The 25,132-nt window shown below is 37.4% G+C and carries 28 protein-coding genes; 12 read left to right on the forward strand and 16 right to left on the reverse strand.

Annotated elements, in window-relative coordinates; genetic code table 11:
- The first annotated feature begins 16 nt into the window (after nt 1-16).
- Nucleotides 17-229 (forward strand): hypothetical protein, encoded by a 213-nt coding sequence (locus H9L23_RS13075; protein ID WP_025142630.1) that lies wholly within the window; start codon nt 17-19, stop codon nt 227-229.
- A gap of 104 nt (nt 230-333) precedes the next feature.
- Here the strand turns inward: H9L23_RS13075 and H9L23_RS13080 are convergent, their stop codons facing one another.
- Nucleotides 334-888 (reverse strand): pyridoxamine 5'-phosphate oxidase family protein, encoded by a 555-nt coding sequence (locus tag H9L23_RS13080; RefSeq protein WP_187590838.1) that lies wholly within the window; start codon nt 886-888, stop codon nt 334-336.
- Between the two features lie 175 nt (nt 889-1,063).
- On the opposite strand from H9L23_RS13080, the gene H9L23_RS13085 reads away from it, so the two are divergent.
- Nucleotides 1,064-1,561, forward strand: a complete 498-nt coding sequence (locus H9L23_RS13085; RefSeq protein ID WP_187590839.1) for a YdeI/OmpD-associated family protein — start codon at nt 1,064-1,066, stop codon at nt 1,559-1,561.
- 359 nt (nt 1,562-1,920) lie between these two features.
- Here H9L23_RS13085 and H9L23_RS13090 read toward each other — a convergent pair whose 3' ends face one another.
- Both H9L23_RS13090 and H9L23_RS13095 read right to left on the reverse strand, forming a co-directional pair.
- On the reverse strand, nt 1,921-3,942 hold the full coding sequence (locus H9L23_RS13090; protein WP_187590840.1) for a M3 family metallopeptidase: 2,022 nt from the start codon (nt 3,940-3,942) through the stop codon (nt 1,921-1,923).
- 114 nt (nt 3,943-4,056) lie between these two features.
- Nucleotides 4,057-4,596: a DUF2892 domain-containing protein gene (locus tag H9L23_RS13095; RefSeq protein WP_187590841.1), complete on the reverse strand. Its 540-nt coding sequence runs from the start codon at nt 4,594-4,596 to the stop codon at nt 4,057-4,059.
- A gap of 115 nt (nt 4,597-4,711) precedes the next feature.
- On the opposite strand from H9L23_RS13095, the gene H9L23_RS13100 reads away from it, so the two are divergent.
- The 4 genes from H9L23_RS13100 to H9L23_RS13115 all read left to right on the forward strand — a co-directional run bounded on the left by H9L23_RS13100 (nt 4,712) and on the right by H9L23_RS13115 (nt 7,242).
- Nucleotides 4,712-5,230, forward strand: coding sequence for a thioredoxin family protein (locus H9L23_RS13100; RefSeq protein ID WP_187590842.1), 519 nt, complete (start codon nt 4,712-4,714; stop codon nt 5,228-5,230).
- A gap of 201 nt (nt 5,231-5,431) precedes the next feature.
- Nucleotides 5,432-6,112, forward strand: coding sequence for a uracil-DNA glycosylase (ung, locus tag H9L23_RS13105; protein ID WP_187590843.1), 681 nt, complete (start codon nt 5,432-5,434; stop codon nt 6,110-6,112).
- A complete protein-coding gene (locus H9L23_RS13110) occupies nt 6,112-6,759 on the forward strand; it encodes an alpha/beta fold hydrolase (protein ID WP_187590844.1) in 648 nt (215 codons plus the stop codon). Before ung ends, H9L23_RS13110 begins: the two co-directional genes overlap by 1 nt.
- 72 nt (nt 6,760-6,831) lie before the next feature.
- Nucleotides 6,832-7,242, forward strand: coding sequence for a GxxExxY protein (locus H9L23_RS13115; RefSeq protein WP_187590845.1), 411 nt, complete (start codon nt 6,832-6,834; stop codon nt 7,240-7,242).
- Between the two features lie 177 nt (nt 7,243-7,419).
- On the opposite strand, the gene H9L23_RS13120 is transcribed toward H9L23_RS13115, so the two are convergent.
- Entirely contained in the window at nt 7,420-7,890 is a 471-nt protein-coding gene (locus H9L23_RS13120; RefSeq protein ID WP_025142637.1) for an Lrp/AsnC family transcriptional regulator, read from the reverse strand.
- A gap of 127 nt (nt 7,891-8,017) precedes the next feature.
- Between H9L23_RS13120 and H9L23_RS13125 the strand changes: the two genes are divergently transcribed.
- Both H9L23_RS13125 and H9L23_RS13130 read left to right on the forward strand, forming a co-directional pair.
- Entirely contained in the window at nt 8,018-8,680 is a 663-nt protein-coding gene (locus H9L23_RS13125; protein WP_187590846.1) for a metal-dependent transcriptional regulator, read from the forward strand.
- A complete protein-coding gene (locus tag H9L23_RS13130; protein WP_025142639.1) occupies nt 8,667-10,532 on the forward strand; it encodes an Nramp family divalent metal transporter in 1,866 nt (621 codons plus the stop codon). The genes H9L23_RS13125 and H9L23_RS13130 overlap by 14 nt, the downstream gene beginning before the upstream one ends.
- 123 nt (nt 10,533-10,655) lie before the next feature.
- Here H9L23_RS13130 and H9L23_RS13135 read toward each other — a convergent pair whose 3' ends face one another.
- Nucleotides 10,656-11,135 (reverse strand): TlpA family protein disulfide reductase, encoded by a 480-nt coding sequence (locus H9L23_RS13135; protein WP_187590847.1) that lies wholly within the window; start codon nt 11,133-11,135, stop codon nt 10,656-10,658.
- 604 nt (nt 11,136-11,739) lie between these two features.
- Here H9L23_RS13135 and smpB point away from each other — a divergent pair.
- The gene (smpB, locus tag H9L23_RS13140) at nt 11,740-12,189 is read left to right on the forward strand and encodes an SsrA-binding protein (protein WP_055905348.1); all 450 of its coding nucleotides are present in this window, start codon (nt 11,740-11,742) and stop codon (nt 12,187-12,189) included.
- A 93-nt stretch (nt 12,190-12,282) separates the two neighbouring features.
- Here the strand turns inward: smpB and H9L23_RS13145 are convergent, their stop codons facing one another.
- From H9L23_RS13145 to H9L23_RS13155, 3 genes are all read right to left on the reverse strand, one after another.
- Nucleotides 12,283-12,939 carry a protein-L-isoaspartate(D-aspartate) O-methyltransferase gene (locus H9L23_RS13145; protein WP_187590848.1) on the reverse strand — a complete coding sequence of 219 codons (657 nt, stop codon included), beginning with the start codon at nt 12,937-12,939 and terminating at the stop codon, nt 12,283-12,285.
- Between the two features lie 250 nt (nt 12,940-13,189).
- Nucleotides 13,190-15,670, reverse strand: coding sequence for a replication restart helicase PriA (priA, locus tag H9L23_RS13150; RefSeq protein ID WP_187590849.1), 2,481 nt, complete (start codon nt 15,668-15,670; stop codon nt 13,190-13,192).
- Entirely contained in the window at nt 15,670-16,056 is a 387-nt protein-coding gene (locus tag H9L23_RS13155; RefSeq protein WP_187590850.1) for a DUF423 domain-containing protein, read from the reverse strand. The genes priA and H9L23_RS13155 overlap by 1 nt, the downstream gene beginning before the upstream one ends.
- A gap of 90 nt (nt 16,057-16,146) precedes the next feature.
- Between H9L23_RS13155 and H9L23_RS13160 the strand changes: the two genes are divergently transcribed.
- A complete protein-coding gene (locus H9L23_RS13160) occupies nt 16,147-17,715 on the forward strand; it encodes a hypothetical protein (protein ID WP_187590851.1) in 1,569 nt (522 codons plus the stop codon).
- Between the two features lie 30 nt (nt 17,716-17,745).
- The gene (locus tag H9L23_RS13165; protein ID WP_187590852.1) at nt 17,746-19,158 is read left to right on the forward strand and encodes a DUF5723 family protein; all 1,413 of its coding nucleotides are present in this window, start codon (nt 17,746-17,748) and stop codon (nt 19,156-19,158) included.
- A 2-nt stretch (nt 19,159-19,160) separates the two neighbouring features.
- On the opposite strand, the gene tsaB is transcribed toward H9L23_RS13165, so the two are convergent.
- The 8 genes from tsaB to H9L23_RS13205 form a co-directional block, all read right to left on the reverse strand.
- Nucleotides 19,161-19,856, reverse strand: a complete 696-nt coding sequence (tsaB, locus tag H9L23_RS13170; protein WP_187590853.1) for a tRNA (adenosine(37)-N6)-threonylcarbamoyltransferase complex dimerization subunit type 1 TsaB — start codon at nt 19,854-19,856, stop codon at nt 19,161-19,163.
- A 250-nt stretch (nt 19,857-20,106) separates the two neighbouring features.
- Nucleotides 20,107-20,337, reverse strand: coding sequence for a membrane protein insertion efficiency factor YidD (gene yidD / locus H9L23_RS13175; RefSeq protein WP_187590854.1), 231 nt, complete (start codon nt 20,335-20,337; stop codon nt 20,107-20,109).
- Nucleotides 20,321-20,719, reverse strand: coding sequence for a ribonuclease P protein component (locus tag H9L23_RS13180; protein WP_187590855.1), 399 nt, complete (start codon nt 20,717-20,719; stop codon nt 20,321-20,323). Before H9L23_RS13180 ends, yidD begins: the two co-directional genes overlap by 17 nt.
- A gap of 67 nt (nt 20,720-20,786) precedes the next feature.
- A complete protein-coding gene (rpmH, locus tag H9L23_RS13185; RefSeq protein WP_010601723.1) occupies nt 20,787-20,945 on the reverse strand; it encodes a 50S ribosomal protein L34 in 159 nt (52 codons plus the stop codon).
- 249 nt (nt 20,946-21,194) lie between these two features.
- Complete coding sequence (locus H9L23_RS13190; protein ID WP_187590856.1) at nt 21,195-21,929, reverse strand: LytR/AlgR family response regulator transcription factor; 735 nt, start codon at nt 21,927-21,929, stop codon at nt 21,195-21,197.
- Entirely contained in the window at nt 21,907-22,968 is a 1,062-nt protein-coding gene (locus tag H9L23_RS13195; RefSeq protein ID WP_246474687.1) for a sensor histidine kinase, read from the reverse strand. Before H9L23_RS13195 ends, H9L23_RS13190 begins: the two co-directional genes overlap by 23 nt.
- Entirely contained in the window at nt 22,965-23,306 is a 342-nt protein-coding gene (locus H9L23_RS13200) for a DUF4288 domain-containing protein (protein ID WP_187590857.1), read from the reverse strand. The genes H9L23_RS13195 and H9L23_RS13200 overlap by 4 nt, the downstream gene beginning before the upstream one ends.
- Nucleotides 23,307-23,326: 20 nt before the next feature.
- A complete protein-coding gene (locus H9L23_RS13205; protein WP_187590858.1) occupies nt 23,327-24,088 on the reverse strand; it encodes a LiaF transmembrane domain-containing protein in 762 nt (253 codons plus the stop codon).
- A 131-nt stretch (nt 24,089-24,219) separates the two neighbouring features.
- Between H9L23_RS13205 and H9L23_RS13210 the strand changes: the two genes are divergently transcribed.
- A complete protein-coding gene (locus tag H9L23_RS13210) occupies nt 24,220-25,092 on the forward strand; it encodes a ChaN family lipoprotein (RefSeq protein WP_187590859.1) in 873 nt (290 codons plus the stop codon).
- Nucleotides 25,093-25,132: the final 40 nt, after the last annotated feature.

Here is a 25,132-nt window from a genome sequence, read left to right on the forward strand (position 1 = left end):
TAAAAATCATTGCCTTATGAATACGTCAAGTTTAGAAATCAACGAAAGAGAATACTGCATTAAATTAAGCAAAGATGCTTTTGATTTAACTTTAGTGCGCCAATTAATAAAAAGAATCCAGGCTGAGGCTTTATTTTTCTCGAGGGTTCAGGCCGAAGATGAAGATATCTTAAGCAAAAGAGCTCAAAGAGAAGAATTTGAAGGATTCGATTATTTAGGAGATAAATAGTCAGTATTCAATTTACAATTCTCAGTTAATAGTTAATTTAACGATTAAGCAGTTAACCGCTTTATACAATTAACCGGTTAACCAATTAAAAACAGTTAAGCTCACTAATCAACCTCTAAAGTCCCTTCTACCGAATCATCCATTGTTTTCCCGGTAATTACGGATGCAGCCATTTTCAAAAATGCAACGGCAGTGCCGTGTTTGGTATCCCAATAATAACCTTCTGATGGGATTACTTTGATCAGTGTAATATTCGGGTCGTCTTTCCCTCCCTGAAACCAGGTTTTAATAAACGGACTCCAAAGTTCGTCAATTTTGGCCTGATCTCTGCTGATTTCTGAAATACCGTAAATATTTACAAAACCTGAATGCGAACCTGCCTGAAACAACAGATGTGTAAATGGATCAGTAGAAATCTCTTCATTTTTATGACTGTCTTTCATGCTCATAAACCAGATATTCCCTTCATCATCCACCTGTTGAATAGCCATTGGTCTAACTGATAATGGTATCCCCGTTTTAATATTGGTACAAAAAAAACAACTTTCTGCTTTTTCTGCCAACTCCCTAAGTTTTTCGATGGCTGCTTTGCCACCAAGATCTTTAATATTATTTTCTTCCTGAGTATTGTTAGTACTTCCTTCTTGTGATGTTGCCATAGGATTAAGATTTTATATTTACTACAATAGAAATTGGGTTTTGGTTTTGAGTTTTGAGTTTTTGCGGGGAGCCTTAGGCGAAGGACGTTCGGCGGAGAGCGTAGAGATAAAATATAGTGTTTGATTTATTGGCTAAAAATTATGGCGTTTTGATCAAAGGCAATATCTTTAATTAATGAATATCAAAAAACCGAAAGCTTTTAAGGCTGAGATTAAAATTATAGGCATCAATCCTTTTGTTTTTGTATCAGAAGAAGCACTAAATTATATTTTTCACCAATCGGGAAAAAACAAGGGACAGCTTCCGGTTAAAATGAAAATTGATGGTCATGAGTTTAAACAAACGCTGGTTAAATATGCCGGAGATTGGCGTTTGTACCTCAATACCCCCATGCGAAAAGCAGCCGGAAAAGATATTGGCGATACCGCAACTTTCGAAATTGAATTTGATACGGAAGAAAGGACAATTAGTATCAATCCTAAACTGGTACAGGCCTTAGCAGACAATAAACAGGCCAGGGATGTATTTGATAGCCTTGCCCCTCATTTACAGAAAGAAATTATACGTTATATAGCCAACCTTAAAACGGAAGAGTCAATTGATCGCAATGTAAAAAAAGCTATCCAGTTCCTTTTAGGTAAAGAACGGTTTATTGGTAGGGATGGGATTTAGTAGAATATAGCTACAATGCAACCAAAATAAATTTGAATGAAATATTGAACGTGCTTTTATCCATCAGCACTGTCTTGCCTCGGCTCGCCGCCGCCGAATGGCTCTTTCTTTTTGCTGCCAAAAAGAAACAAAAAGCACCGGCTGAAAATTTTTCTTTCGAAGTCAGTGGTAGGGCCAGGATAGTATAGCCCGAAAAATTTGTTAGGCCGGACTTGAGTAGAACGGAGATGCTGTACTGCGGCCTAGCTATGCGGAAATATAGATCGCACAATAAATATTGCAAAGATAAAGCCTATGCAGCCCATTTCATTGTAGTACAAAGGCCAATTGTTAACTGTCCTTTGTACTATGATATTATTTTATAATAATCCTCGCTTTCTCAGCATTGGTTTAATATCAGGATTATGTCCTCTGAAATTAAAAAACATTTTACCAAGATCTTCCGTATTTCCTTTGGACAGAATCATATCCCTAAAACGCTGACCATTTGCCCTGGTTAATCCTCCATTTTCCTGAAACCATGAAAAGGCATCATTTTCAAGCATAGAAGTCCAGCTATAGGCGTAATAACCTGCAGCGTAGCCATTACTCCAGATGTGCAGAAAATAGCTGGAGCGGTAACGTGGCGGCACATACGATAAATTTAAATTGGTTTTCTTTAAAGCTTCGGCTTCAAATTTGTCGACATTCTGCAATGGTGAACCCGGAGAAATCGTGTGCCATTGCATATCCAGATCGGCTGCTGACAAAGCTTCAGTAAAAATATAACCCTGATTAAATGAACTCGCCTTTTTAATTTTATCTAACAAAGCTTGTGGCATCTGTGCTCCGGTTTGATAATGAAGGGCATAATTCTTCAGTATTTTTGGATCGGAAGCCCAATGCTCATTAAACTGGGATGGAAATTCTACATAATCACGGGCTACACTTGTACCCGAAAGACTGGGATACTGCTGGTTGGCAAACAGACCATGTAAACCGTGGCCAAATTCATGAAACATGGTGGTAACATCATCAAAACTGATTAATGCTGGTTTTCCGGCTTCGGGTTTTGCAAAGTTGCAAACGTTATAAATCACTGGTATTGTGCCGAATAGCTTAGATTGGGGAACAAGGTTATCCATCCAGGCACCACCATCCTTATTATCACGCTTATAATAATCACAATAAAACAAACCCAGCTGTTTTCCATCTTTGTCCATCACATCAAAAACACGAACATCTTTCTGGTAAACAGGTAAATCTTTACGTTCTTTAAAAGTAATGCCGTAAAGTTGTGTGGCAGCATAAAACACACCGTTAATAAGCACTTTATTTAACTCGAAATAAGGTTTAACCTCGTTTTCATCCAGATCGAACTTTGCTTTACGAACTTGTTCGGCATAAAAGTCCCAATCCCAGGGCTCTAGCTTAAAGCCACCTTTTTGCTGATCGATTACGGCCTGTATATCTGCCGCTTCACTTTTTGCCTTCGCGGTAGCAGCTGGAATAACCTTACTAAAAAAATCTTCTACTGCTTCAGGTGTTTTAGCCATCTGATTTTGCAATTTCCAGGCTGCATAATTTTTAAAGCCAAGCAATGCTGCCTGAGCAGAACGGATCTGCGCAATTCTTGAAATTATTTTACGGGTATCGTTTGCATCACCTTTTTCTGCCCTGTTCCATGATTTATTAAAAAGTTCCTCCCGCTTGTTACGATCGGTCATTGATTGCAATTCGGGTTGTTGGGTAGTATTTTTTAAACCTTTACCTGCTGCCTGTAACTGTGCGGTAAACTTCGCGCCCAAAGTAGCTTCTTCTTTATTCAGCTCTTTAAGTTTGTCTTTATCAGCGTCAGATAGCTTTGCCCCTGCCAATTCAAATTTTTGGTAATAACACTCCAGTAAGCGCAACGATTCGGCATCCAGTTTCAGCTGATCCTTCTTTTTGTAAAGGGTTTCTACCCGGTTAAAAAGTTTAGTATTTAAATAAATGGCATCGGTGTTTGCTGTTAATTTAGGAGCCTCCTCTTCTTTAACCTTTTGCAATTCGGGATTAGTATTGGCGCCTGTAAGCAGGTTAAAAACCGTACTTGTCCGGTTCAGCAGTTGTCCGCTTTTTTCTATGGCCAGAATGGTATTTTCAAAGTCAGGTGCATCGGCCTGTTCAGCAATTTTACGGATTTCATCCATTTGCTGCTTCATCCCTTCTTCCAATGCCGGTTTAAAATCACCGTTTTTTATTTTGTCGAAAGCTGGAGCCTGAAAGGCAAGTTCGCTTGCTTTAAAAAAAGGATTGGCCGATGAAAAGCTTTCACTGTTTTCTTCAGCATCTTTTTTGTTATTGCAAGCACCTAAAATGGCTAAAAAAGCCAGCATGGGTAAATAAAATACTTTTTTCATGAATATTTAAAAGTTAGGTATCCATAAAAATAGTAATTTATATGCTGCAATTTTCAATAAACAAAACGAGCTGAAACAAAAAAGCCATTCCGGTTAAGAAATGGCTTTTAAATTTTACCTGTAACGAACTTGCTGCTGTTTGTCCATCATGCCCATCTGATCTTTCATCTGTTTAATCTGATCGGCCAGTAATTTATTTTTATCTGCTTTTTTCGCTTCCGCAAGATACATGGTTGCTTCGCGTTTGTTGCGTTTAGCCATTGCAATACCGGCCAGGCTTAGTTTTGCCAAAGCAATGTTATGATCCATCTGCATTCCTAAAGCAAGAGATTTTTTGAAATATTTTTCACTTTGCATCGGAGCTGTTCTGCTTTCAATTAAACCAATCAATAAATTGTAGTAACCGTGCTGAACTTTGATCAATTGGGTTTCGTAATTGGTAATCCGATCTAAAAACTTTTTTGCCTTAGGCATGTTATCTTTTCTGAGGAACCATTGTGCTAAAAGCATATTCTCATTAAAGAAATAAGTTACCAGGACAATTATTCCCAATAAAATGGCAATAATGCCCCACGGCCAGAAACCGAAAATAAATAAAGCTACTGCGCCACCCAGTAAAGCAAACCCCGCAATTAATCTGATAATATTTGGCATAAATTTTATTCTAATTATTTTTTTTTGCAAATATCGTGTTTAAATGGCAGAAATTAGATTTTAAAACAATAATTTCATTAAAAATTACAAAGCTCAAAAAAAACCGCACATCAATATGAAAATCCTATTATCTATAACCCTAATCGTACTTGCAATGAACGTTTCTGCACAAGAAGTAAATAAAAAAATCCACGATCAAGTCCACAATAAAGATATCCTGATTAACACCTGTACGCGTGAGGGAATTACTGCTTTTCCTGAATTTAAGGAAATGTACGATCCGCTGTACGCCGCTTATGTTCCGGACGCAGCAACCATGATCGAACTGAAAAAACTGGTTAAAAACGAAAAAATCAAAATTGTTTTAGGTACCTGGTGTGGCGACAGTAAAGCCAATGTTCCGAACTTCTTTAAAATTTTAGATGCCTTACATTTTAAAGAGAAAAATGTAGAAATTATTGCGGTTGACGGTAACAAAAAAGCGGAGAATGGCATTCTAGACGGCCTGGATATTTCGAGGGTACCCACATTTATTGTTTTTGATAAAAAAGGAAAAGAACTGGGAAGAATTATTGAAGGCCCAAAAACAAGTCTTGAGGGTGATTTACTTGCTATATGCAAGAAAAAATCTTAAACTTTTGAGAGGGATTATGGTTCATGGTTAATAATCTAATGGATCATGGCTGATAGCCTAAGTCTTTCATAGGCTGTAACCAATTGCCTTATGCTTAGCCACCCTGACCATTGACCATGATCTATCAAACCACTGACTAAAAATTTATTTACAAGACATTTCTCCAAATCCATTTTACATTATACATCTTACATCAATATTATGTCTGCAGCATTAGAACCAGGTTGGTTAGCCGTTTTAGAAGAAGAGTTTGAAAAAGACTACATGAAAAACCTGAAGTCTTTTTTACAGGAAGAGAAAAACAATGGTGCAACGGTTTATCCTAAGGGAGCTGATATTTTCAATGCATTAAATACTACTCCCTTTGATCAGGTGAAGGTGGTGATATTAGGTCAGGATCCTTATCATGGCACAGGTCAGGCACATGGATTATCATTTTCGGTACAACGTGGTATAACCGTTCCACCTTCGTTAAAAAATATTTATAAAGAACTGGAAACCGATATTGAAGGTTTTAAAACACCAAACCACGGACATTTAACCCATTGGGCAGAGCAAGGTGTATTGTTATTGAATGCAACGCTAACAGTTCGTGCTTCGGAGGCCGGATCGCACCAAAACCGCGGATGGGAAATTTTTACCGATGAAATTATTAAGGCATTATCTCAAAAACGCGAACATATTGTTTTCTTGTTATGGGGTAAATATGCACAGCAAAAGGCAGCATTAATAGATCAAAAGAAACATTATGTACTTACAGCTGCCCACCCATCGCCATTTTCGGCTTACAATGGCTTTTTTGGATCGAAACATTTTTCTAAGGCAAATCAGCTTCTGGTACAGAACAATTTACCACCAATCGACTGGAATTTACCAGCCTAGTGAATACTTATTTTATCAGTGGTTTAGGTGCCGACAAAAGGATTTTTTCAAAGCTTAAGCTGGATGAAAAAATCAATATTATCCATCTAGATTGGATTAGTCCGGTTAAAAATGAATCACTTGCAGCTTATGCAGAAAGGTTGAGCAAAGTTATCGACAAAGCTCAACCTTTTGCTTTGGTAGGGGTTTCTTTTGGAGGGATGATCGCTGTAGAAATAGCAAAGGTTTTAAAACCCACCACGACTATTATCATTTCTAGTACCATGTTAAGCATTCATCTACCCGCACTTTACCGTTTCGCAGGAAGTTTAGGCCTGTTGAATATTATTCCGGCAAAGCTTTTAAAATCATCGAACAAACTCACCCAAAATTATTATTTCGGTACACGATCTGGAAGCGAAAAAACATTACTGAGCAAAATTATTAAGGATACAGACCCGTTTTTTTTGAAATGGGCAATTGGAAGCATATTAAGCTGGCAGAATAAGATTAAACCAGAACGAATTTTTCATATCCATGGCACGAATGATAAAATTCTCTATTCGAAAAAAGCAACACCTGATTTCGTAATCGAAAACGGAACCCACTTCATGGTTTATCAAAATGCAGTAGAAATTTCAGGAATTATTAATAAATTGCTTTTATAATTCGATCAACAGACTCAATCAACGAATTGTTTAAATCATCCCAGAAACATTATCAACTAATTGATGGATTTTATGATGAACAAAACATTTCTCGACCAGTTGGAATACAAGGTTACAGGTGCTTGTATTGAAGTAAACAAAATTCTCGGTCCTGGCCTCCTTGAAAGCGTGTATCAAAAATGCTTAATGTGGGAATTACAATTGCAGGGTATAAATTTTACTGCCGAACACCCTATTATACTTTCTTACAAAGATGTTTTATTAGATACAGCACTTAAGGTTGATTTGGTAATTGAAAACTGCTTAGTATTGGAATTAAAAGCAGTTGAGAATATATTACCCATTCATGAAGCACAGATTTTGACTTATATGAAACTACTTAAAATACCCAAAGGCTTGTTGATTAATTTCAATTCAACCAATATAGTTCATAATGGAAAAAAGAGCTTTGTTAATGAATTTATGTACGACATTAACAATTAAACATAAAGATATGAACGCCCAACTTAGATGATCTCAGTTGACTTAGGTGGTAAAAAAACAATAAAAGTATGCATACTCAACCTAGGTTATCAAGTTCTACTCAGGTGATAAGACATATAACCACCTTAGTCACCTTAGGACACCTTAGTTCGTTTAATTCCTGCAGTCGTATGAAAGCTAGTATTCTAAAGGTACAATTGGTTCTTTCTTGGTGGTAGACATGATCATCATCGTCTGGAATGTTTTCACCACAGAAATCTTACTGATTTTATCCATAATTAAACGCTCATACGCCTTGATGTCTTTCACGTAAACCTTTAATAGAAAATCGGCCTGTCCGGTAACGTGGTGGCATTCGGTAATTTCCTTGATCTGATTTACTTCATCCAAAAAGATCTGAATGGTATTATTTTTATGAAAATCGAGTTGAATCTGGATAAAAGTTTTGATGCCCAAACCCAGTTTTTCTTCATCCACCAGGGCATGATAGCTTTTAATATACCCGGCCATTTCGAGCTTGCGTACACGCTCTAAAGTTGGTGCTGGTGATAAACCAATTTCTTGTGATAAAAGTAAATTGGTAATTCTTCCATTCTCTTGAAGAATCCTTAAAATTTTAAAATCAATTTTATCTAATTCAGATGCCATACGGTGTTAAAGGTATTTGAGAATACAAACATAACCAAATTATATTCTAAATTTTAACATAATTTATCATATATATTTTAAATAAAAATTTTTAGATTTACCTAAAAATTAAATTAGATAAACATAAATGCAAAGTTATACCGAAGAGAACTATCTAAAGACGATTTATCATTTGGCAGAGAAAACAACTAACGTTCAAACCAATGCCATTGCAGAGCAGATGCAAACAAAACCAGCATCTGTAACCGACATGATTAAGAAGTTAGCTGATAAAGGTTTGGTTGATTATATAAAATACCAGGGGGTAACCTTAACAGAGATTGGAAAAAATACGGCGATTGATATTGTACGCAAACACCGCCTTTGGGAAGTTTTTTTGGTAGATAAATTAAACTTTAAGTGGGACGAGGTTCATGATGTTGCAGAGGAGTTAGAACATATCAAATCGGTTGAACTGATTGAAAGGTTAGACGAATTTCTGGGTTTCCCAAAAGCAGATCCCCATGGCGACCCGATCCCGGATAAAAACGGAAGATTTGCCAAAACCCAGTTTATTAAACTCATCGAATTAAAAGTAGGAGATTCGGGCACCATTACCGGCGTGAGTCAGCACAGTTCTGCTTTTTTAAAACATTTAGAAAAATTAGGGCTTACCCTGGGCAAACAAATCCAGGTTAGTGATGTTACCGATTTCGACGGTTCAGTTGAGATCCTGTTATCCGAAAAACAAGTTAATATTAGTAGAGAAGTTGCAAAACATATTTTAATCAGCAGTAATGGCAAAAACTGAATCCCTAAGTGAAGTACATCAAAGCGTAAATACAGATAAAAGAAAAGGCTGGAAAAGAATTTTGGCCTTTATTGGTCCGGCCTATTTAATCAGTGTGGGTTATATGGATCCGGGCAACTGGGCAACCGATCTGGCTGGTGGTAGTAAATTCGGTTACCAACTGATATGGGTTTTACTCATGTCGAACCTTATTGCATTGCTTTTACAGTCTTTAAGCGCTCGTTTAGGTATTGTAAGGGGATTGGATTTGGCCCAGGCTTCAAAACAGGCTTATCCCCGCTGGGCGAATATTCCATTGTTTGGATTGGCACAAACCGCTATTATTGCCTGCGATCTGGCAGAAATCATTGGAATGGCCATCGGCTTACAGCTGTTATTTGGTTTACCGTTAATCTGGGGCATCTCCATTACCATTTTCGATACCATTTTACTGCTTTTTCTATTAAATAAAGGCATGAGGGCCATGGAAGGTTTTATCGTTTCGATGGTTTTTATTGTAGGAATATCCTTTTTGGTCGAAATGTTTATTGTAGAACCATCCATTAAAGAAATAGCCAGGGGATTTGAACCTTCTATCTTAAATGGTGATGCGCTCTATATTGCTATCGGGATTATTGGTGCAACTGTGATGCCGCATAACCTTTACCTTCATTCTTCTTTGGTACAGACCAGAAAAATTGAACGGAGCAATAAAGGGATTAAAGAAGCTTTAAAATTTAACCTGATTGATACCACGGTAGCACTAAATCTGGCCTTTTTTGTTAATGCAGCCATATTAATTCTTGCTGCAGCAGCTTTCTATAAAAATGGTTTGCACGAAGTGGCCGAAATACAGGATGCCCATAAGTTACTTTCGAATATTTTTGGAAGTGTGGCCCCAACCCTATTTGCCATCGCATTAATTGCAGCCGGACAAAGTTCTACGGTTACCGGAACTTTAGCCGGACAGATTATTATGGAAGGGCACATTAATTTAAGGATCCAGCCCTGGTTGCGCCGTTTAATTACCCGTTTATTGGCCATTATCCCTGCATTTTTTACCATTCTGCATTATGGCGATGATGCCCTTGGAGGATTATTAGTGTTGAGTCAGGTAGTTTTAAGCTTGCAGTTGGGCTTTGCCATAATTCCTTTGATCCACTTTACCTCAGACAAAAAACTGATGAAAGATTTTGCGATCAAACCATGGGTAAAGGTTTTAGCCTGGGCAAGCGCCATCGCCATTATTGCACTCAATGTAAAACTGGTTATTGAAGAAATAAGCGGTTGGGCAAAAGAAGCCAATAACTGGTGGATTTATGTGATTGTAGTACCAGCTTTAATCTTAATCGTTTTATTATTACTGTACGTTTTCTTCCATCCTTTATTGGAAAAGAAAAAGAATGCCTCACGACAACTTGTACCCCATGGAAATGCTTTGGATATAGGCAAAATTGATAAAATCAGTTACAAAAGGATCGGTATTGCGGTTGATTTTTCTAAGAATGATAAAAACACTATCCGACATGCTCTGATTCAAGGTGGTAAGGATGCACATTATTATCTTATCCACGTAGTAGAAACCGCTGCTGCACGTTACCATGGCAATGATGTAATGGACCATGAAACGATGAGCGATGCCGAAAACCTGGAGAAATACCGCATCAATCTGGAAGATTTAGGTTACGATTCTACCCCGTTTATCGGTTTCGGGAACACCGGGAAAGCCATAGCCGATATTAGTAACCGGAATGAAATGGAGCTGTTGGTAATGGGTGCACATGGACATAAAGGCTTAAAAGACCTTATTTTTGGTACCACAGTTGATTCGGTGAGGCACAAGGTGAATATTCCTGTATTGATTATCAGGTAAGTCTATTTAGCTACTTCCCTGGCTCACGCCATACCGAGAGCTAAATTATCACTAACCACAGATAAAAAGGATGAACACAGCTATATACGAATCTGTGTTTACCTGTAGTAAAGAAAATAGTTATTATTTATTCACCACCGTCATCAGCTTGTTAATGCCGCCATCGCCTGATTGGTACATTAATAATTTACCTGCTGGCGAATATAAGTACATGGCTGGGTATTGTTTTGGTAAAAAGGTTGGAATAAATATTCGTTTTTTATCTTGTAATACAAGCACATTAGGTTTTGCATTTAAACCTTTGGCATAAGAATTAAAAAACTGCGGAATGATATAACCTTCATCCATAGTAATCATGTAAATATTTACATCCTTAAACTTGGCATAATTGGTATTCAGGATTTTACTTTCGCGCTGGCAGTGCTCGCAGGTACAATCGAATAATATAAAAAGATTCTTTTTGCCTTGTTTAATATCAGTATTAGAAAAAGCTTTTCCATCCAGGCGGTAAAAAGTAAATTGTGGCAGCAAAGTTGGCTGCTGTGCTCTTACCTGGAAAGTAAGGGATAATAATAAGATTAAAAGTAGGTTTCTGAATTTCATTTTAGATATTTTATCTCCAAACTTAATTGAATAAATACGAACATAATAATATATCCTTAGCTTTTACAAACTGATGAACATTTTTAATGTAAGAGAAGTCAAGTTTTAATGGACATATCGCCTGTCTAAACCTGACTTCTCTCTTTTACAAGTATCATAATTTGAAAACGAATGTCAGTTTTTCATAGCTACTGTAGTCCCGCCATTCGCTTTATCCCGATGAAAAATCGGGATGCTCGCTACTGTCGGGTTTATTGAACACAGGTTTGGTAGGCGAATGAAAGGTTTTCTTGCACCAGCCCGTGTTAAATAAACCCGATCCGATAGCTATCGGATGACGCGGAAACCAAAAGCTTTTTCTGCTTTTGTTGCAGCAAAAAGCGGGACTGATTAGGCCAAAAGTGATAGCTCAAACATTTCCAAATCGTATCCGTTAAACCAAAGAAGTCAAGTTTTAATGGTAATTTGCATATTCAAACTTGACTTCTTTAATCCTTACAATTAAAAATTAAATTTTCACACCAATTTTTAGGATATTTGCAACCCCGCACTTATTTTATTAAATAATTGTTGGATATTACAATACCATATACTTTATTAAATTTTGAAAAACGACATCAACATAAAGAATAAAAGAGCTTATTTCGACTACAATCTTTTAGATAAATACGTAGCCGGCATTGCCCTTTTAGGAACTGAAATTAAAGCTATCAGACAAGGTAAAGCCAACATGACAGATGCATTCTGCATGTTTATTGGTGGCAACCTGTATGTTCGCAATCTCCATGTTTCGGAATATAGTCACAGTTCTTTTTATCACCACGATATTAAGCGTGACCGTGCATTACTGCTACAGAAAAAAGAAATCAGGAAATTAAAGCTTAAAGGCGAAGAAAAAGGTTATACAATAGTCCCTTTACGCATTTTTATTAACGAAAGAGGTTTCGCCAAAATGGAAATCGCTTTAGCACAGGGTAAAAAAGAATTCGACAAACGCGACAGCATTAAGGATAGGGATACGAAACGTGAGCTGGATAGAGCGATGAAAAGATAATTTAGTTTGGAGTTGGGGGTTTAGAGTTGGGAGGTACTTAACATTAAGTTGGAATTCACCTCAAAACTCCAATCTCCAAACTCCCAACTAACCTCACCACGCTTGATCGCCCACTAAAGGCACAAACCTAAACGTATCCAACACAATTTTTTCGTAGTCCGTTTCACTTACGCGGATCACTGTAACCATTTTCTGGGTTTTTTCATCGCCTACCGGTATAACCAGAATACCACCTATTTTTAACTGTTTCAGTAAAATTTCGGGTACCAAGGGTGCGCCTGCGGTTACAATAATTTTATCGTAAGGTGCATGCTGAGCAATTCCCTTTGAACCATCGCCACAATAAAAAGTTGGCCTATAGCCCATTCCAGGCAAAATCTGAATGGTTCTGTTATAAATATTTTCTTGTCTTTCTATCGTAAAAACCGTAGCACCAAGTTCCATTAAAATGCAGGTTTGATACCCCGAACCGGTTCCTATTTCGAGTACTTTATCTCCTTTTTTAATGTGCAGCAGTTCACTCTGGTAAGCAACGGTATAAGGCTGTGATATGGTTTGACCATCACCTATCGGAAAGGCAATATCCTTGTAAGATTGATTCCAGAAAGTTTCGTCAAAAAAGAAATGCCGTGGAACTTTACCAATGGCTTTTAACACATTTTCATCTTCAATCCCACGAGATCTTAACAGCTCTACCAGATTTTTTCTCGCACCACGTTCTCGGTAATTATCAACAAATTTATACGCCATGAGCTTCAAAATTAGCGTTTCTTAAACGGTGATACAAGGGTAAAATGAGAGAATGATTGAATTAGTGAATGATCACCTGAATTAGAGAATGATACATTTTCCACATTTAAAGAAGGATTGAATGATAGAATAATTGAATGATTGAGTTTTGAATGATTGAATGATTGAGTTTTATATGATTGGTCTAACATTCTCGAATTCATTCATTGAATCATTCAATCATATTCTAATTCATTCATTGAATCATTCCTTAATACGGATCGACATCTATTTGAGTAAAAACCCCTTTAAATTCTTTGGTTGCATTAAATTCGGTCAGGGTTTCTCTTAACGCATCTTTAACTTTTTGAATGGCAGTATGTTTGTCTGCTTTGATGATGATCTGTTTGATGTAAAGATTTCTCACACGGCTTATCAGTGGCTGCTCGGGACCTAAAACCCTTTTACCAAATTTTGCTTTAAGGATATTGGCTAATGTAAAAGCAGCATGATCTAAAACATGAGAATCTTTATGTTTGATGTACAAAAATATCATTCTCGAAAAAGGTGGATACAAGAATTTCTCCCGTTCCGCAATCTCATCGTTGTACATGCCTTCATAATCGTTGTTCACCACCTGTTTGATGATCCGGTTTTCGGCATCGTATGTCTGGATGCAAACATTTCCCTGGTCGGCCCTTCTACCTGCCCTGCCTGCAACCTGCGCCAATAACTGGAAACTACGCTCGTAAGCACGGAAATCAGGATAACCAAGCAAAGTATCGGCATTAATTACACCAATCAGGTTCAGGTTATCGAAATCCAGTCCTTTGGCCACCATTTGTGTACCGATTAATATATCTGTTTTCTTTTCCTGAAAGTCGTTTAAAATCTGCTGCAGTCCATTTTTGGTTCGCGTACTGTCCATATCTAAACGGGCAATGGTCACTTCTGGATAAAGTAATCTGAGTTCTTCTTCAATACGTTCGGTACCAAATCCTTTTTGCTCCACATGCACAGAACCGCATGCCGGACAGATATTAACACTGCTCTGCTGATAACCGCAATAGTGGCAATGTAATTTTCCACTGCTTTTATGATAGGTTAAACTTACATCGCAGTTTACACATTTCGGCGTATAACCACAGGTGGCACAAATGAGAATGGTGGCATAACCTCTCCTGTTCTGAAACAACACAATCTGTTCTTTTTTAGAAAGCGCCAGATCGATATCCTTGATCAATACGCTCGAAAAATACGAACTCATTGTTTTTTTCTTCGTTTCTTCCGAAATGCTCACTACCTGTTGGTTTGGCAATTGAACTCCACCAAAACGTTCTTTCATCTCTACCAGTCCGTACTTGCCCTGTAAGGCATTGTAATAACTTTCTAAAGATGGTGTAGCCGAACCCAAAACCACTTTTGCCTGATGCAGGTATCCTAAATAAATGGCTGCATCTCTGGCCTGATAACGTGGAGCCGGATCATATTGTTTATATGAGGGTTCATGCTCTTCGTCAACCACGATTAATTTTAAATGCTGAAACGGAAGAAAAACAGCTGAACGTGCGCCTAGGATTACTTTATATGCTCCTGTTCTTACCTTATTCCAGATTTCTACCCTTTCACTATTGTTGAATTTAGAATGGTACACCCCTATCGAATTACCGAAATAACGTTTAATCCGTTCTACAATCTGTGTGGTCAAGGCAATTTCAGGAAGCAGGAATAATACCTGTCCATCTGTATTCTGGATAATTTTTTCAATCAGTTTAATATAAACCTGTGTTTTTCCTGATGCGGTAACCCCGTGCAGCAAAACCACCTCTTTTTCTTCAAAATACTCATTAATCTGACTTAAAGCTTTCTGCTGACCTTCATTTAATTGGAAATTTACACTAAATTCTTCATCATGGGCAGCCAAACGACTTACGGGCCTCTTCATTACCACAAAAATATCCTTATCGGTTAAGGCTTTTAATGCGGCTGGTCCACAGTTGCTTTCGGCCAAAAGCTGTTCTTTAGAAATCGGCAGGTTAGATTTTTGCAGTTTAAGATATCCCAGTAAGGCATCCAGTTGTTTCGGCGCTTTATCGAGTACATTGAACAGTTGCTTTAAATTTTCCTGGTCGCTGTAAAAATCGTTCAATATAACAAACGATTTAAGTAATGGTTTATACTTCTGCACCACCTCTTCGGCCACCAGAATCAACTCTTTATCCAATAAATGATTGATAATCGGATAAACGGTTTTCTGCCCGAGTAGTTTAGAAACATCGTTAACTGTCAGTTTTTCTTGTTGTTTTAATGCATTAACAATGATTTCCTCTTTATCAGTAAGTTCAGTATCCTCATTATAGTCCTCACGGAGGATCAAAATGGTTTCGCTCGCCAGTTTTAAACTTGCCGGCAGTGCGGCCGCCATCACATCCCCTTCATTGCACATGTAATAATTGGTCATCCAGGTCCAGAATTTAAGCTGGGTTGGCGTAATTACAGGCTCATTATCCACAACATCGATAATGTATTTTGCCTCGTACACGGTTGGCGGAACGGTGCTAATACCACTGATCAAAGCTGTATAAATGCGGTGCTTGCCAAACTGAACTACCACACGTTTACCGACGGCAATTTGGTCATTTAAATCAAAAGGTACACGATAAGTATAGTTTTTCGCCAAAGATAAAGGCAAAATAACTTCAACAAAAAGTGTTTCTCTTTCTGCAAAAATATCGTTTTCGAAACTGTTCATTATTTATCTTTAAATGCTGCAAAAAAGAGCATAATCCATCCCAACACCAATAAAAGTCCACCGATAGGCGTTAACGGACCAATAAATTCCGTAAAACCCAGGTGCGATATACTCCGCGTTGCCAACAAATACAGCGAGCCCGAAAAAAGAATAATCCCAAATGTAAAACAGAAATAAGCGATATTAATCAGCTTGTTCCGGTAGCGGGCAAAAGTAGAAAGGTATAATAACGCAAAGGTATGATAGAACTGATAATCAACACCTTTTTGCCAGATTTCCAATGATGGTGCATCGATTAAAGCTTTTAAGCCATGTGCCCCGAAGGCACCCAGTAAAACAGCAACAGCACCAAAAAAAGAAGCAGTAAGGATTATTCGTTTATTCATAATGATTTGCTAGTAGCAATCGCTAAATTAATAAATTGACAAAGAACTTCTCACTAATCAATGTAATAAATTAAATTTGTTGCACAGCAGATGAAAAAAATCGTAATTCTAACAAGTGCATTATTTTTAGGTGTAGCCTTTATGGCTTACCTCTATTTTTCGAAATTGGGTACGGATAATGACGCGAAAGACCTGGCACTACAATCTGCAACCAATAATGCCGCCCTGGTATTTTCTTTTCAGAATGATAAAGGTTTTTACGATATCATGGAAGGCCAGCACCTTATCCAGCAGGTTTTGGGGAAAGATAAAATGAACCTTTTGAGATTGTTAAAAACCGGCGTTATCGATGATAATGGTCTTAACAAATACCTGAAAGATCAACAGGTGTACATTAGCATACTCCCCGACTCGAATAAGACTTTAAATTTCCTGATTACCTTACAGATCCAACCGGATAACGACATTAAAAAATTTTACGAACAGCTAAAAACCAAAAAGGCAATCAGCGAAAATTCAAAAGAACTTTATACGGTTAAGTTAAATGATAGCTTGTCGGTTTATCTGGGGGTTCATGGACAGGTGTTAACCGTTTCTACCTCATTAAAGTTAATTAACAACGCCAATGTACGTTTAACCGAAAATCCATTTACCGAGTATATTAAGGAGAATAACCGCCAGATTAAAAATGTGCTGGCACATGTTTACATCAACTTTAACCAGGCTCCTTTATTATTAAAGAATATTATTGCCGGAAATATTAACGGAGAAATTGCAATTTTCAATAAACAGAACAGTTTTGCGGTACTCAATTACAATTTTAGTAAGGAAAAAATCCTTTTCAGTGGAAATACGGAGTTAAAAGATCAGCAAAACTACCTTAAACTGTTCGAAAATACAGTACCACAAAATACTTCGATACAGAATATCCTGCCTGATAATACTGCAAATTATGTCCTATATGCTTATGAAGATTATAAACAATGGCTAAAAAAGCTAAATAACTGGCAAGAACAGGCGAAATTAAATGAAAAAAGCAGTACAGTTATCAAAAAGGTAAAGGATGAATATAGAATAGACCTGAATTATATATTCCCGGTTTATACGAAGAACCAATTTATACTTTTCCAGTTAAGCACTACCGAAAAATTAGGGGCAATCTCCTTATCAAATGGCGAAAAGGTAAAACAGCTGTTGCTTGATGTGAGTGCTGATTATAACGAAGAGATCAAACTTTTTAAATCAGCAGATATTTTATACAGTTATTTTGGAGAGCCCTTTAAAAAGTTCGGAAGACCATATTATACTATTGTAGATAACAATTTAATTGTGGCCAATAACGCCAGTACCTTACAGTCGTTTTTAAGTGATTATAAAAACAACAGGCTTTTGATCCAAACGCCACAATATTTAGATGCAGTTAACCAGATTTCGACCACTTCGAATGTGAGTTATTACATCAATACCAAAAACTCAGCTGATATTTTCAGAAACAATATCCAGTTGGGGTTTTATAAACATTTAAGGGCCGATAGCGGTTTAAAAAGTTTTGATACTTTTTATTACCAGATGAGTGCAGACCGGAACAAGTTCATTACTAACTTGCTTTTAAACAAATATTTAAAACCAGAAATACCAGATTCGTTAAGTAACCGTTAATAAGAAATCATCCCAGATAAAACTATTTACATGAAGAAACTTTTACTTGCGTTACTGGCATTGACCAGCTTCGGGGTTGCAAATGCACAACAATATGCACTATTCGGGACGAGAACCATGTTTGACGCTTTCGAAAACCCTTCTCAAAAATCTTTCACACTAGATTCGTCGCGAAAATTTTCTTCAAATTTCTTGCTTCCATATTTTGGCGTGAATGCGATTAATAAGGGCAGTTCTAAATATATTGTTCGGAGATTAACGCAAGAGGGCCAGTACAATACCGCAGGTTTACCTATTGGAACTGGAGAAATTAACCATTTCTTCGAAAACAGTAATATTTATGTGGCTACTTTCCGTCTTTTCAAATCATATAAATATCAAAAAGAAATGGGCTTTTCGTGGCAGATCAGGTCTGATGCCCATGTAGACTATACCAACGAAACTTTGGCTATTTTTGATTCTTTTGAACGTTTCACACCAAATAAGCAATATACAGGTATATTCGATACCAAAGGATACGAACAAAGCTACCACCAGTTCAGCTTTACCTACCGCGAAAACTGGAACAAAAGACTAGCTTTTGGTTTAAAAGCCAGTTTATTAAGCGGAATTCTGTATAATAAACTCGATATTTCCAATTCCTATCTCTATATCGATCCGGAAGCATCATCCATGCTGATTGGTTTGGATGGAACTTATTCGGCCAACTTCACTGATTTTAATGAGGTAGATAAGAAAAACTTCTTCCCCAATTTTAAAAACCCGGGGTTATCATTAGGTTTTGGAACAAATTATACCACGAAAAAAGGTTTATTTTTAATGGCTAATGTTAAAGATTTAGGTTTTATCTGGTGGCGCAGCAATACGCAACGTACTACAATAAATCGATCGAAACTGATTGAAAACCTGGAAAACAACCAATCGAATACCAATCAGGAAATAAAGGATATTTTTTTACTGGCAGAGCAACCTAAGAAGTTTTTGGCCCCTACCAACGCTAAACTGGATGTTTATATGTCTAAACGCTATGGTTTTTACAAACCAGCATTGGCCGTTTCGAAAAACCTGTTTTATAAAGGTGGAGATGTTGCTTTTGTAAATACCTTTATTGTCAACGATTTTTCAGGAAGTGTAACTCCTTTGTATAATTTAAACGGTGTTTTTATGGTTGGCTTGCAGGGTAAATACCAAACGCCCAATTTCGAACTGTTTTTAGGTACTGACAATCTAGTTGCAACCAGTTTCCAAGCCCTCGGAACAATTAAAAACGATGCTGGTGTAGGCAGCGGACCTAATGGTGCTTCTTTTTATATGGGTGTAGGCATTAAATTTGGCAACGTGGTTAACCATCCACAATTTGCCGATGTGATACCAGGTATAAACGATAGTAGTGATGGTGGAAGTTTCTTTAAAAGTCTGTTTTCGATCTTTAAAAGAAAATAAGCTTAACCCTGTACCTGTTGTTTTTTTGATTGTGTAACTACAAAATCTTTCAGGTAAAAAGGCTCAAAGTAAGCTACATCTTCAAAATTACCTTTATCGAAGGCTTGACTGGCTAATTTCGACATGTATGAGGCAGAATTAAAATTAGCGGCATCGAACCTTGCATTAGGATGAGTTAAAACTTCGGCGCATTTGGCAGCTCCATCGCCCAAAAAGGTAATGCTTTGTTGCGTAAGGAAGTCGTTAAAACTCGTTTCGTCGATAATTTTAGCTTCAGTTGGCAATAATACATTTAATAAAGGATCAAAAACTGTAGTATAAACCTCCATCCTACGGGCGTCAATCATCGGACAGATTAAGCCTGTATAATCAGGATTTTCAGACAAGAAACCAGCAGCCATCATTTCTAATGTTTCAATGGCGATTAAAGGTTTATCCAAGGCATAACAGAGCCCTTTGGCGGTAGAAACACCGATCCGAAGCCCCGTATAAGATCCCGGGCCTTTACTTACGGCGATGGCATCCAATTCTGAATAATTTAATCCAGCAGTTTTAATTACCTCATCTATAAACAGGGTTAAATTTGCCGCATGCAAATTTTGTCCTTGCTCTTCTTTAAATGAAATTGTTTCGCCGTTAACAGATAATGCCACAGAACAAATTGCTGTAGCCGTTTCTATTTGAAGTATTTTAGCCATAGGGCAAAGATAAGTAAAAATGGAAGATGTAAGAGGGATTATGGAAGATGGAGGTTGCTAGTCCGAAGTCTAGAGTCTTAAGTCTATAGTCAATTAACCTTCGAGTTATGTCATCCTGAGCGTAGTCGAAGGATCTTTACCAGAATCTTTAAATTGTGATTATTAAGTAAAAAACGGAATTTTTAGACCAATCGATCAAGCGATTCGGAAAAAACTAATGACAAATTAACCAATAAACTAATGAACCTCATTATGGGACCGGATCATGTCCGTGTTTGCCCCAGGGATGGCATCTACCAATGCGTTTTAATGCCAGCCAGCCACCTTTAAATGGTCCGTGTTTTTTGATCGCTTCTATGCCGTATTGCGAGCAGGTTGGTGTAAAGCGGCAATTTGCGCCAAGCATGGGTGAAATGGCGTACTGATAAATTTTGATCAAACCTAGAAAGAACCAGCCGAAAACTTTATTGATGAATTTCATTGGGCTGGATTAAATTTTGGAAACGCTTGAAAGTAGCGATCAGTTTTTTCTCGATAAAGGCAAATTCATATTTATCCTTCCCCACAAACTGGATGGAAAACAAAAGCAAACCCCTATCAGCAGGTAGTGGAAGGTATAATTTATCTTGTTTATTTAAGCGATAAGCTTCGCGGATGCGGCGCTTGAGCAGATTACGGTCGACAGCCCGTTTATATCTTTTTTTAGGAACATTGATGACCACCTGTGCCTGCAAATCAGCTGGTTGATCGACAAAAAGATAGGAAACCCGAAAAGGGTATAATAAAAAAGAAGAACCGTTTTTAAACAACAGGTCTAAATATTTCCTGCTGCATAACCGTTCTTCTTTCCTGAATGTGTACATATATTTTTGATTGATAACTGCAGATTTTGATCTGCCAATTCCGGATTAACGGAAAAGCAATCAAAAATTATGCTTTATGCTTGCGTTCGTCAGAAACTGTTAATCTTTTTCTTCCTTTAGCACGACGTGATGCTAATACTCGTCTGCCGTTAGCTGTTGCCATTCTTTCGCGGAAGCCGTGTTTGTTTCTTCTCTTTCTTTGCGAAGGTTGGTATGTTCTTTTCATGACTGTATATTATCTATTGTAAAATTAAGAGGTGCAAATATAAAGCGATTTCTCTACAAATGCAAGAGTGATTAATTATTATTTTTTCTATTTAATGCAAATGTAAAAAATCTTTTGAAAAATAAGGCCAATGGTTCGTTTATAAATGATTGTTTTTAACGAAACGTTCCTACGGAACGAAAATATGCCTATTGCATTTTTTCTACCTATGATTCGTTCCAATGGAACGAAATAAGCAGTTCTTCTTTTTTACAATCCCAACGCCGCTTTCAGTTTTACATAGCCAGTTTTACTAACCGGCAACCAGATATCCGATTTTAACAGCACCACATAGCTATCTTTCTCTTTTAACTCTATTTTAGTTACCTGTGCCAGGTTAATGATGTACGAACGGTGTATACGGATAAACTGACCTGCATCAAGTGTCTGCTCAAAATAGGCCATGGTTTTATTTTTGTAGAACGAACCATCAACCGTACTCAATTTTACATAATCATCATCTGCTTCCAAATAATTGATATCGGCAACAGGGATAATTTTGATTACACCATCCTTTTTAACCACTACCCTATTGTTTTGGGCCGGGCTTAAGGCTGCTGCATCTAAAACCGCTTCGGTATTTTCTGTCTGGTTTAATTTGTTCGGCAGCTTTTTAATGGCTGCATCAAAACGTGATTTATCAATCGGTTTTAGCAGATAATCGACCGCATTCACCTCGAATGCTTTAATGGCGAACTCGTCAAAAGCTGTTGTAAAAATTACGGCAGGTTTATCTTCCACGAGTTCGAGCATTTCGAAACCGCTTATTTTGGGCATCTGGATATCCAGAAAAATCAAATCGGGTTTATGTAGGGTAATTGCTTTTAATCCTTCAAACCCATCACCACATTCGGCTACAATCTCTATTTCTGCATGATCTGAAAGGTAATATTTTACAATATCTCTTGCTAAAGGCTCATCGTCAATTAGTATTGTTCTGATCATTTTTTTGTGGAATTTTTAGGGTGGTAATATATAAATTATTTGCCTCAATATCGGTTTGTAATAAATGGGTATTTGCAAATAACAGATATAACCTACGTTTAATGGCACTTAAACCAAATCCGGTTCCTCCAGCAGCCTTCATTTCAGGATCAAACGGATTCTGTACCCTTAGTTGTAAAATGTTATGTTCTACAGTAACATCTACCTTAATCGTAATTCCGGCAGAAGTATTGTAAAGTCCGAATTTAATGGCATTTTCTACAATGGGCTGCAATAAGGTTCCTGGCAAACAAAGATTCAAAGTATCTTCGGCAACATTCACTTCAATATTTAACCTATGACTAAACCTTACTTTTTCGATATCGAGGTACAACTGGATGTACTCCATTTCTTCTTCTACCGAAACCCATAATTCATCATCACGTTTTAAAGTTCCGCGGAGGAAAGAAGCTAGTTTCATAATCATCACCCCTGCCTCTTTCGGGTTAACCATGGTGAGGGCAAATACCGAATTTAAGCTGTTAAAAAGAAAGTGTGGTTGTAACTGGTGCCTTAATTTATTCAGTTCGGCTTCTTTTGCGAGACTTTTGGCTGCAGAAAGCCTTTCGTGCGTTTCTGATTGTTCTTCTAACCTATACCATAAGATATTGGCCAACGAACACCAGGCCAAACACATAAAAGAAATCAGTCCGCGGAAAGCAAATGAAAAATTATAAAAATCTTTGTACTCTTTGTAATCGGCAAAAATATAAAGCATGCTATATTTTGCGGCATAAATAATTACAAATGTAAGGGCGAGGGTAATAATCAGTACATAGAGGATACGTTCATTTTTTGGCTGATAATAACCCAGCATATTGCTGATCCCGATGCAGGCCAATGCCAATAAAAAATTATTGATCAGGCTATCGGCTACGGATATCCACCAGGAGAAATTTACCACATAATGTAATCCAACGCCACACAATACTGTCCATACGATTGCCAGTGCAAGCGATGTTTTTTGTATCTGTGGAACGGATAAAGGTCTAGTTGTCAAAGCAGTTTTTGATTAGTTAATGATTTATTTCGGTGTTTGAGCTTTTCGAGGTATTTGTCTACCGATTTCGGTTCAACAATCCTCGAACTTACTTCAACACCATCAGCTGGTTCTTCAACTGCCGATATTCCTCCTACACCTATAAACTTCCATACAACTTTATCGCCTTTACAGTTATTAAAGGGAGGGTTAAAGTGTACGGCATTCAATTTTGCCTTATCTAAGGCCCTTGCAATATCTTCTGCCTGTATTAAACGCGTTTGCTCATTAAACTGAGGCGTGTGCTTTCCTTCACCACAAATTACCTGATAGATACAATTTACTGCAAACCATTTCATAGGCGATGTTTTTTATATGTTTAGAAACTTTTGATCTCGATCCCCCCAAATAACGCTGTACCATCCAAAATCAATGTTTTTGTCATTTCTGATACGGGCATTAAATGAGATCTTTTATCTTCTACGCTACCGAATAATGCGGTGACGTTTGATTTTATGGCCCAATTTTGTGGAACAATTAATTTAATCCCTCCAAAAACGGCAGTAACATCCAGCGATACTGTTTCAGGAAAATCGGCCTGCGTCATCACAATATCTGCCCCACCAAAAATTGCCATAATATCACCTCCCTGGAAGTTTTTAGAATAAACAGTCTGCGTACTTCCCCCAAAAATGGCCGTTACATCAATAATATCGTTATTATTTGCCGTTTTATCATTAGTACTTTCACTAAAATCAAAATTGGCTTTATTTTTATATTTACGCTTTCTGCCAAATAATTGTGAATCTTTTGGCCTGAAAATCATAAAAGCTCCAACAATCACCAAACCGAAGCCTAAAGCATACTTAGATGGATCAAAATCAAGATTCATATTATCTAAAGTATTGTAAGCGCCGATCAAAATCAGGATTAACCAGGCTATTCCTTTAAAGTTACGGCGAACGCCAATAAATACACCGATTAAGATTAAAAAATTAGACCAGCTCAATACCCATTCCGGGATATCTAAATGCATGTTATTTAACAAAAGTGCGATCCCAACGATCGCTATGATGAAACCACTTAAAGCCCGCCCGGGATTTTTGGTGTTGTTATTATCGTTATGATTAAGATTATTCATGTGTGTAATATTTAATAATCCAAAAGTATTGATAAGTGCTTACGCATTATATACACCAGGCGCAAGAACTGGTCAAAAGGCGGTAAATGGCCTAATTTTATCGGTGAAAATTATTTTGCTATTTTGAGGGCATGAAATTATTCTTATTAATATTGGCTTTAAGCATTTCTTCAGCAGTATATGCACAGGAAATTAGCAGCCATTACAAAATATACGATGTAAAAAAGCAAAAAACCGTAACCATTGATGATATTGTTGCGGATATGCAAGCTAACGATGTGCTCTTTTTTGGTGAAGACCACAACGATTCCATCGGGCATTACCTGGAGGCTGAAATATTTAAGAAATTGGGCACAGCCTATCCTCAAAAAACGGCCTTGTCATTAGAAATGTTCCACACTGATGTACAGCCGGAATTGGATGAATATTTAGCCGGACTGATTTCGGAAAAGAACTTTATCAAAGAAGGGAGAGCCTGGGGAAATTACAAAGATTATAAACCTTTGGTAGAATACGCCAAAGAGCACCACTTAAAAGTGATTGCAGCCAATGCTGCAACCCGATACAGCAATGCGGTTACCATGGGCGGATTAAAAGTATTGGAAAAATTCCCAAAAACATCATTCAACTTTTTGCCACCGCTACCTATTGATACGGCTAAAGGAAGGTATTATGAAAAATTTATAGAAACTTTAGGTGGCCATAACATGGGACCGATGCAGATTTACCAAACACAAAATCTATGGGATGCTACCATGGCCTGGTCGATCAATAAATTTACAAAAGCAAATAAAGGAATAAAGGTTTTACAACTTAACGGCCGTTTTCATAGTGATGAAAAACTGGGCACTTTGGCCAAACTGGCGCAAGCCAATCCAAAATTGAAAATCCTGAACATCTCATCCTTTTCTGACGCAAGTTTCGCCAGTCCTGATTGGGACAAATTCAAAAACCTGGGCGATTACATCATTATTACTGATCCATCGTTAAAAAGGAGTTATTAAAAAAAGCTCCGCAGGTGGGATCAGTCTGCGGAGCTTTTTT

This window comes from Pedobacter roseus, from assembly GCF_014395225.1.
Lineage (GTDB): Bacteria > Bacteroidota > Bacteroidia > Sphingobacteriales > Sphingobacteriaceae > Pedobacter > Pedobacter roseus.

Excerpts from the sequence above, each read along its gene's own strand:
- H9L23_RS13205 (WP_187590858.1), bottom strand. The coding sequence starts at position 24,088 with ATGAATAATCTTAATCATAACGATAATAACAACACCAAAAATCCCGGG.
- rpmH (WP_010601723.1), bottom strand. The coding sequence starts at position 20,945 with ATGAAAAGAACATACCAACCTTCGCAAAGAAAGAGAAGAAACAAACAC.
- H9L23_RS13135 (WP_187590847.1), bottom strand. The coding sequence starts at position 11,135 with ATGAAATTCAGAAACCTACTTTTAATCTTATTATTATCCCTTACTTTC.
- H9L23_RS13095 (WP_187590841.1), bottom strand. The coding sequence starts at position 4,596 with ATGCCAAATATTATCAGATTAATTGCGGGGTTTGCTTTACTGGGTGGC.
- H9L23_RS13155 (WP_187590850.1), bottom strand. The coding sequence starts at position 16,056 with ATGAATAAACGAATAATCCTTACTGCTTCTTTTTTTGGTGCTGTTGCT.
- H9L23_RS13125 (WP_187590846.1), top strand. The coding sequence starts at position 8,018 with ATGCAAAGTTATACCGAAGAGAACTATCTAAAGACGATTTATCATTTG.
- H9L23_RS13090 (WP_187590840.1), bottom strand. The coding sequence starts at position 3,942 with ATGAAAAAAGTATTTTATTTACCCATGCTGGCTTTTTTAGCCATTTTA.
- H9L23_RS13120 (WP_025142637.1), bottom strand. The coding sequence starts at position 7,890 with ATGGCATCTGAATTAGATAAAATTGATTTTAAAATTTTAAGGATTCTT.
- H9L23_RS13190 (WP_187590856.1), bottom strand. The coding sequence starts at position 21,929 with ATGATCAGAACAATACTAATTGACGATGAGCCTTTAGCAAGAGATATT.
- H9L23_RS13115 (WP_187590845.1), top strand. The coding sequence starts at position 6,832 with ATGATGAACAAAACATTTCTCGACCAGTTGGAATACAAGGTTACAGGT.
- H9L23_RS13210 (WP_187590859.1), top strand. The coding sequence starts at position 24,220 with ATGAAATTATTCTTATTAATATTGGCTTTAAGCATTTCTTCAGCAGTA.
- H9L23_RS13145 (WP_187590848.1), bottom strand. The coding sequence starts at position 12,939 with ATGGCGTATAAATTTGTTGATAATTACCGAGAACGTGGTGCGAGAAAA.
- tsaB (WP_187590853.1), bottom strand. The coding sequence starts at position 19,856 with ATGGCTAAAATACTTCAAATAGAAACGGCTACAGCAATTTGTTCTGTG.
- ung (WP_187590843.1), top strand. The coding sequence starts at position 5,432 with ATGTCTGCAGCATTAGAACCAGGTTGGTTAGCCGTTTTAGAAGAAGAG.
- yidD (WP_187590854.1), bottom strand. The coding sequence starts at position 20,337 with ATGAAATTCATCAATAAAGTTTTCGGCTGGTTCTTTCTAGGTTTGATC.
- H9L23_RS13100 (WP_187590842.1), top strand. The coding sequence starts at position 4,712 with ATGAAAATCCTATTATCTATAACCCTAATCGTACTTGCAATGAACGTT.
- H9L23_RS13080 (WP_187590838.1), bottom strand. The coding sequence starts at position 888 with ATGGCAACATCACAAGAAGGAAGTACTAACAATACTCAGGAAGAAAAT.
- H9L23_RS13180 (WP_187590855.1), bottom strand. The coding sequence starts at position 20,719 with ATGTACACATTCAGGAAAGAAGAACGGTTATGCAGCAGGAAATATTTA.
- H9L23_RS13200 (WP_187590857.1), bottom strand. The coding sequence starts at position 23,306 with ATGAAATGGTTTGCAGTAAATTGTATCTATCAGGTAATTTGTGGTGAA.
- H9L23_RS13160 (WP_187590851.1), top strand. The coding sequence starts at position 16,147 with ATGAAAAAAATCGTAATTCTAACAAGTGCATTATTTTTAGGTGTAGCC.
- H9L23_RS13165 (WP_187590852.1), top strand. The coding sequence starts at position 17,746 with ATGAAGAAACTTTTACTTGCGTTACTGGCATTGACCAGCTTCGGGGTT.
- H9L23_RS13085 (WP_187590839.1), top strand. The coding sequence starts at position 1,064 with ATGAATATCAAAAAACCGAAAGCTTTTAAGGCTGAGATTAAAATTATA.
- H9L23_RS13075 (WP_025142630.1), top strand. The coding sequence starts at position 17 with ATGAATACGTCAAGTTTAGAAATCAACGAAAGAGAATACTGCATTAAA.
- H9L23_RS13130 (WP_025142639.1), top strand. The coding sequence starts at position 8,667 with ATGGCAAAAACTGAATCCCTAAGTGAAGTACATCAAAGCGTAAATACA.
- priA (WP_187590849.1), bottom strand. The coding sequence starts at position 15,670 with ATGAACAGTTTCGAAAACGATATTTTTGCAGAAAGAGAAACACTTTTT.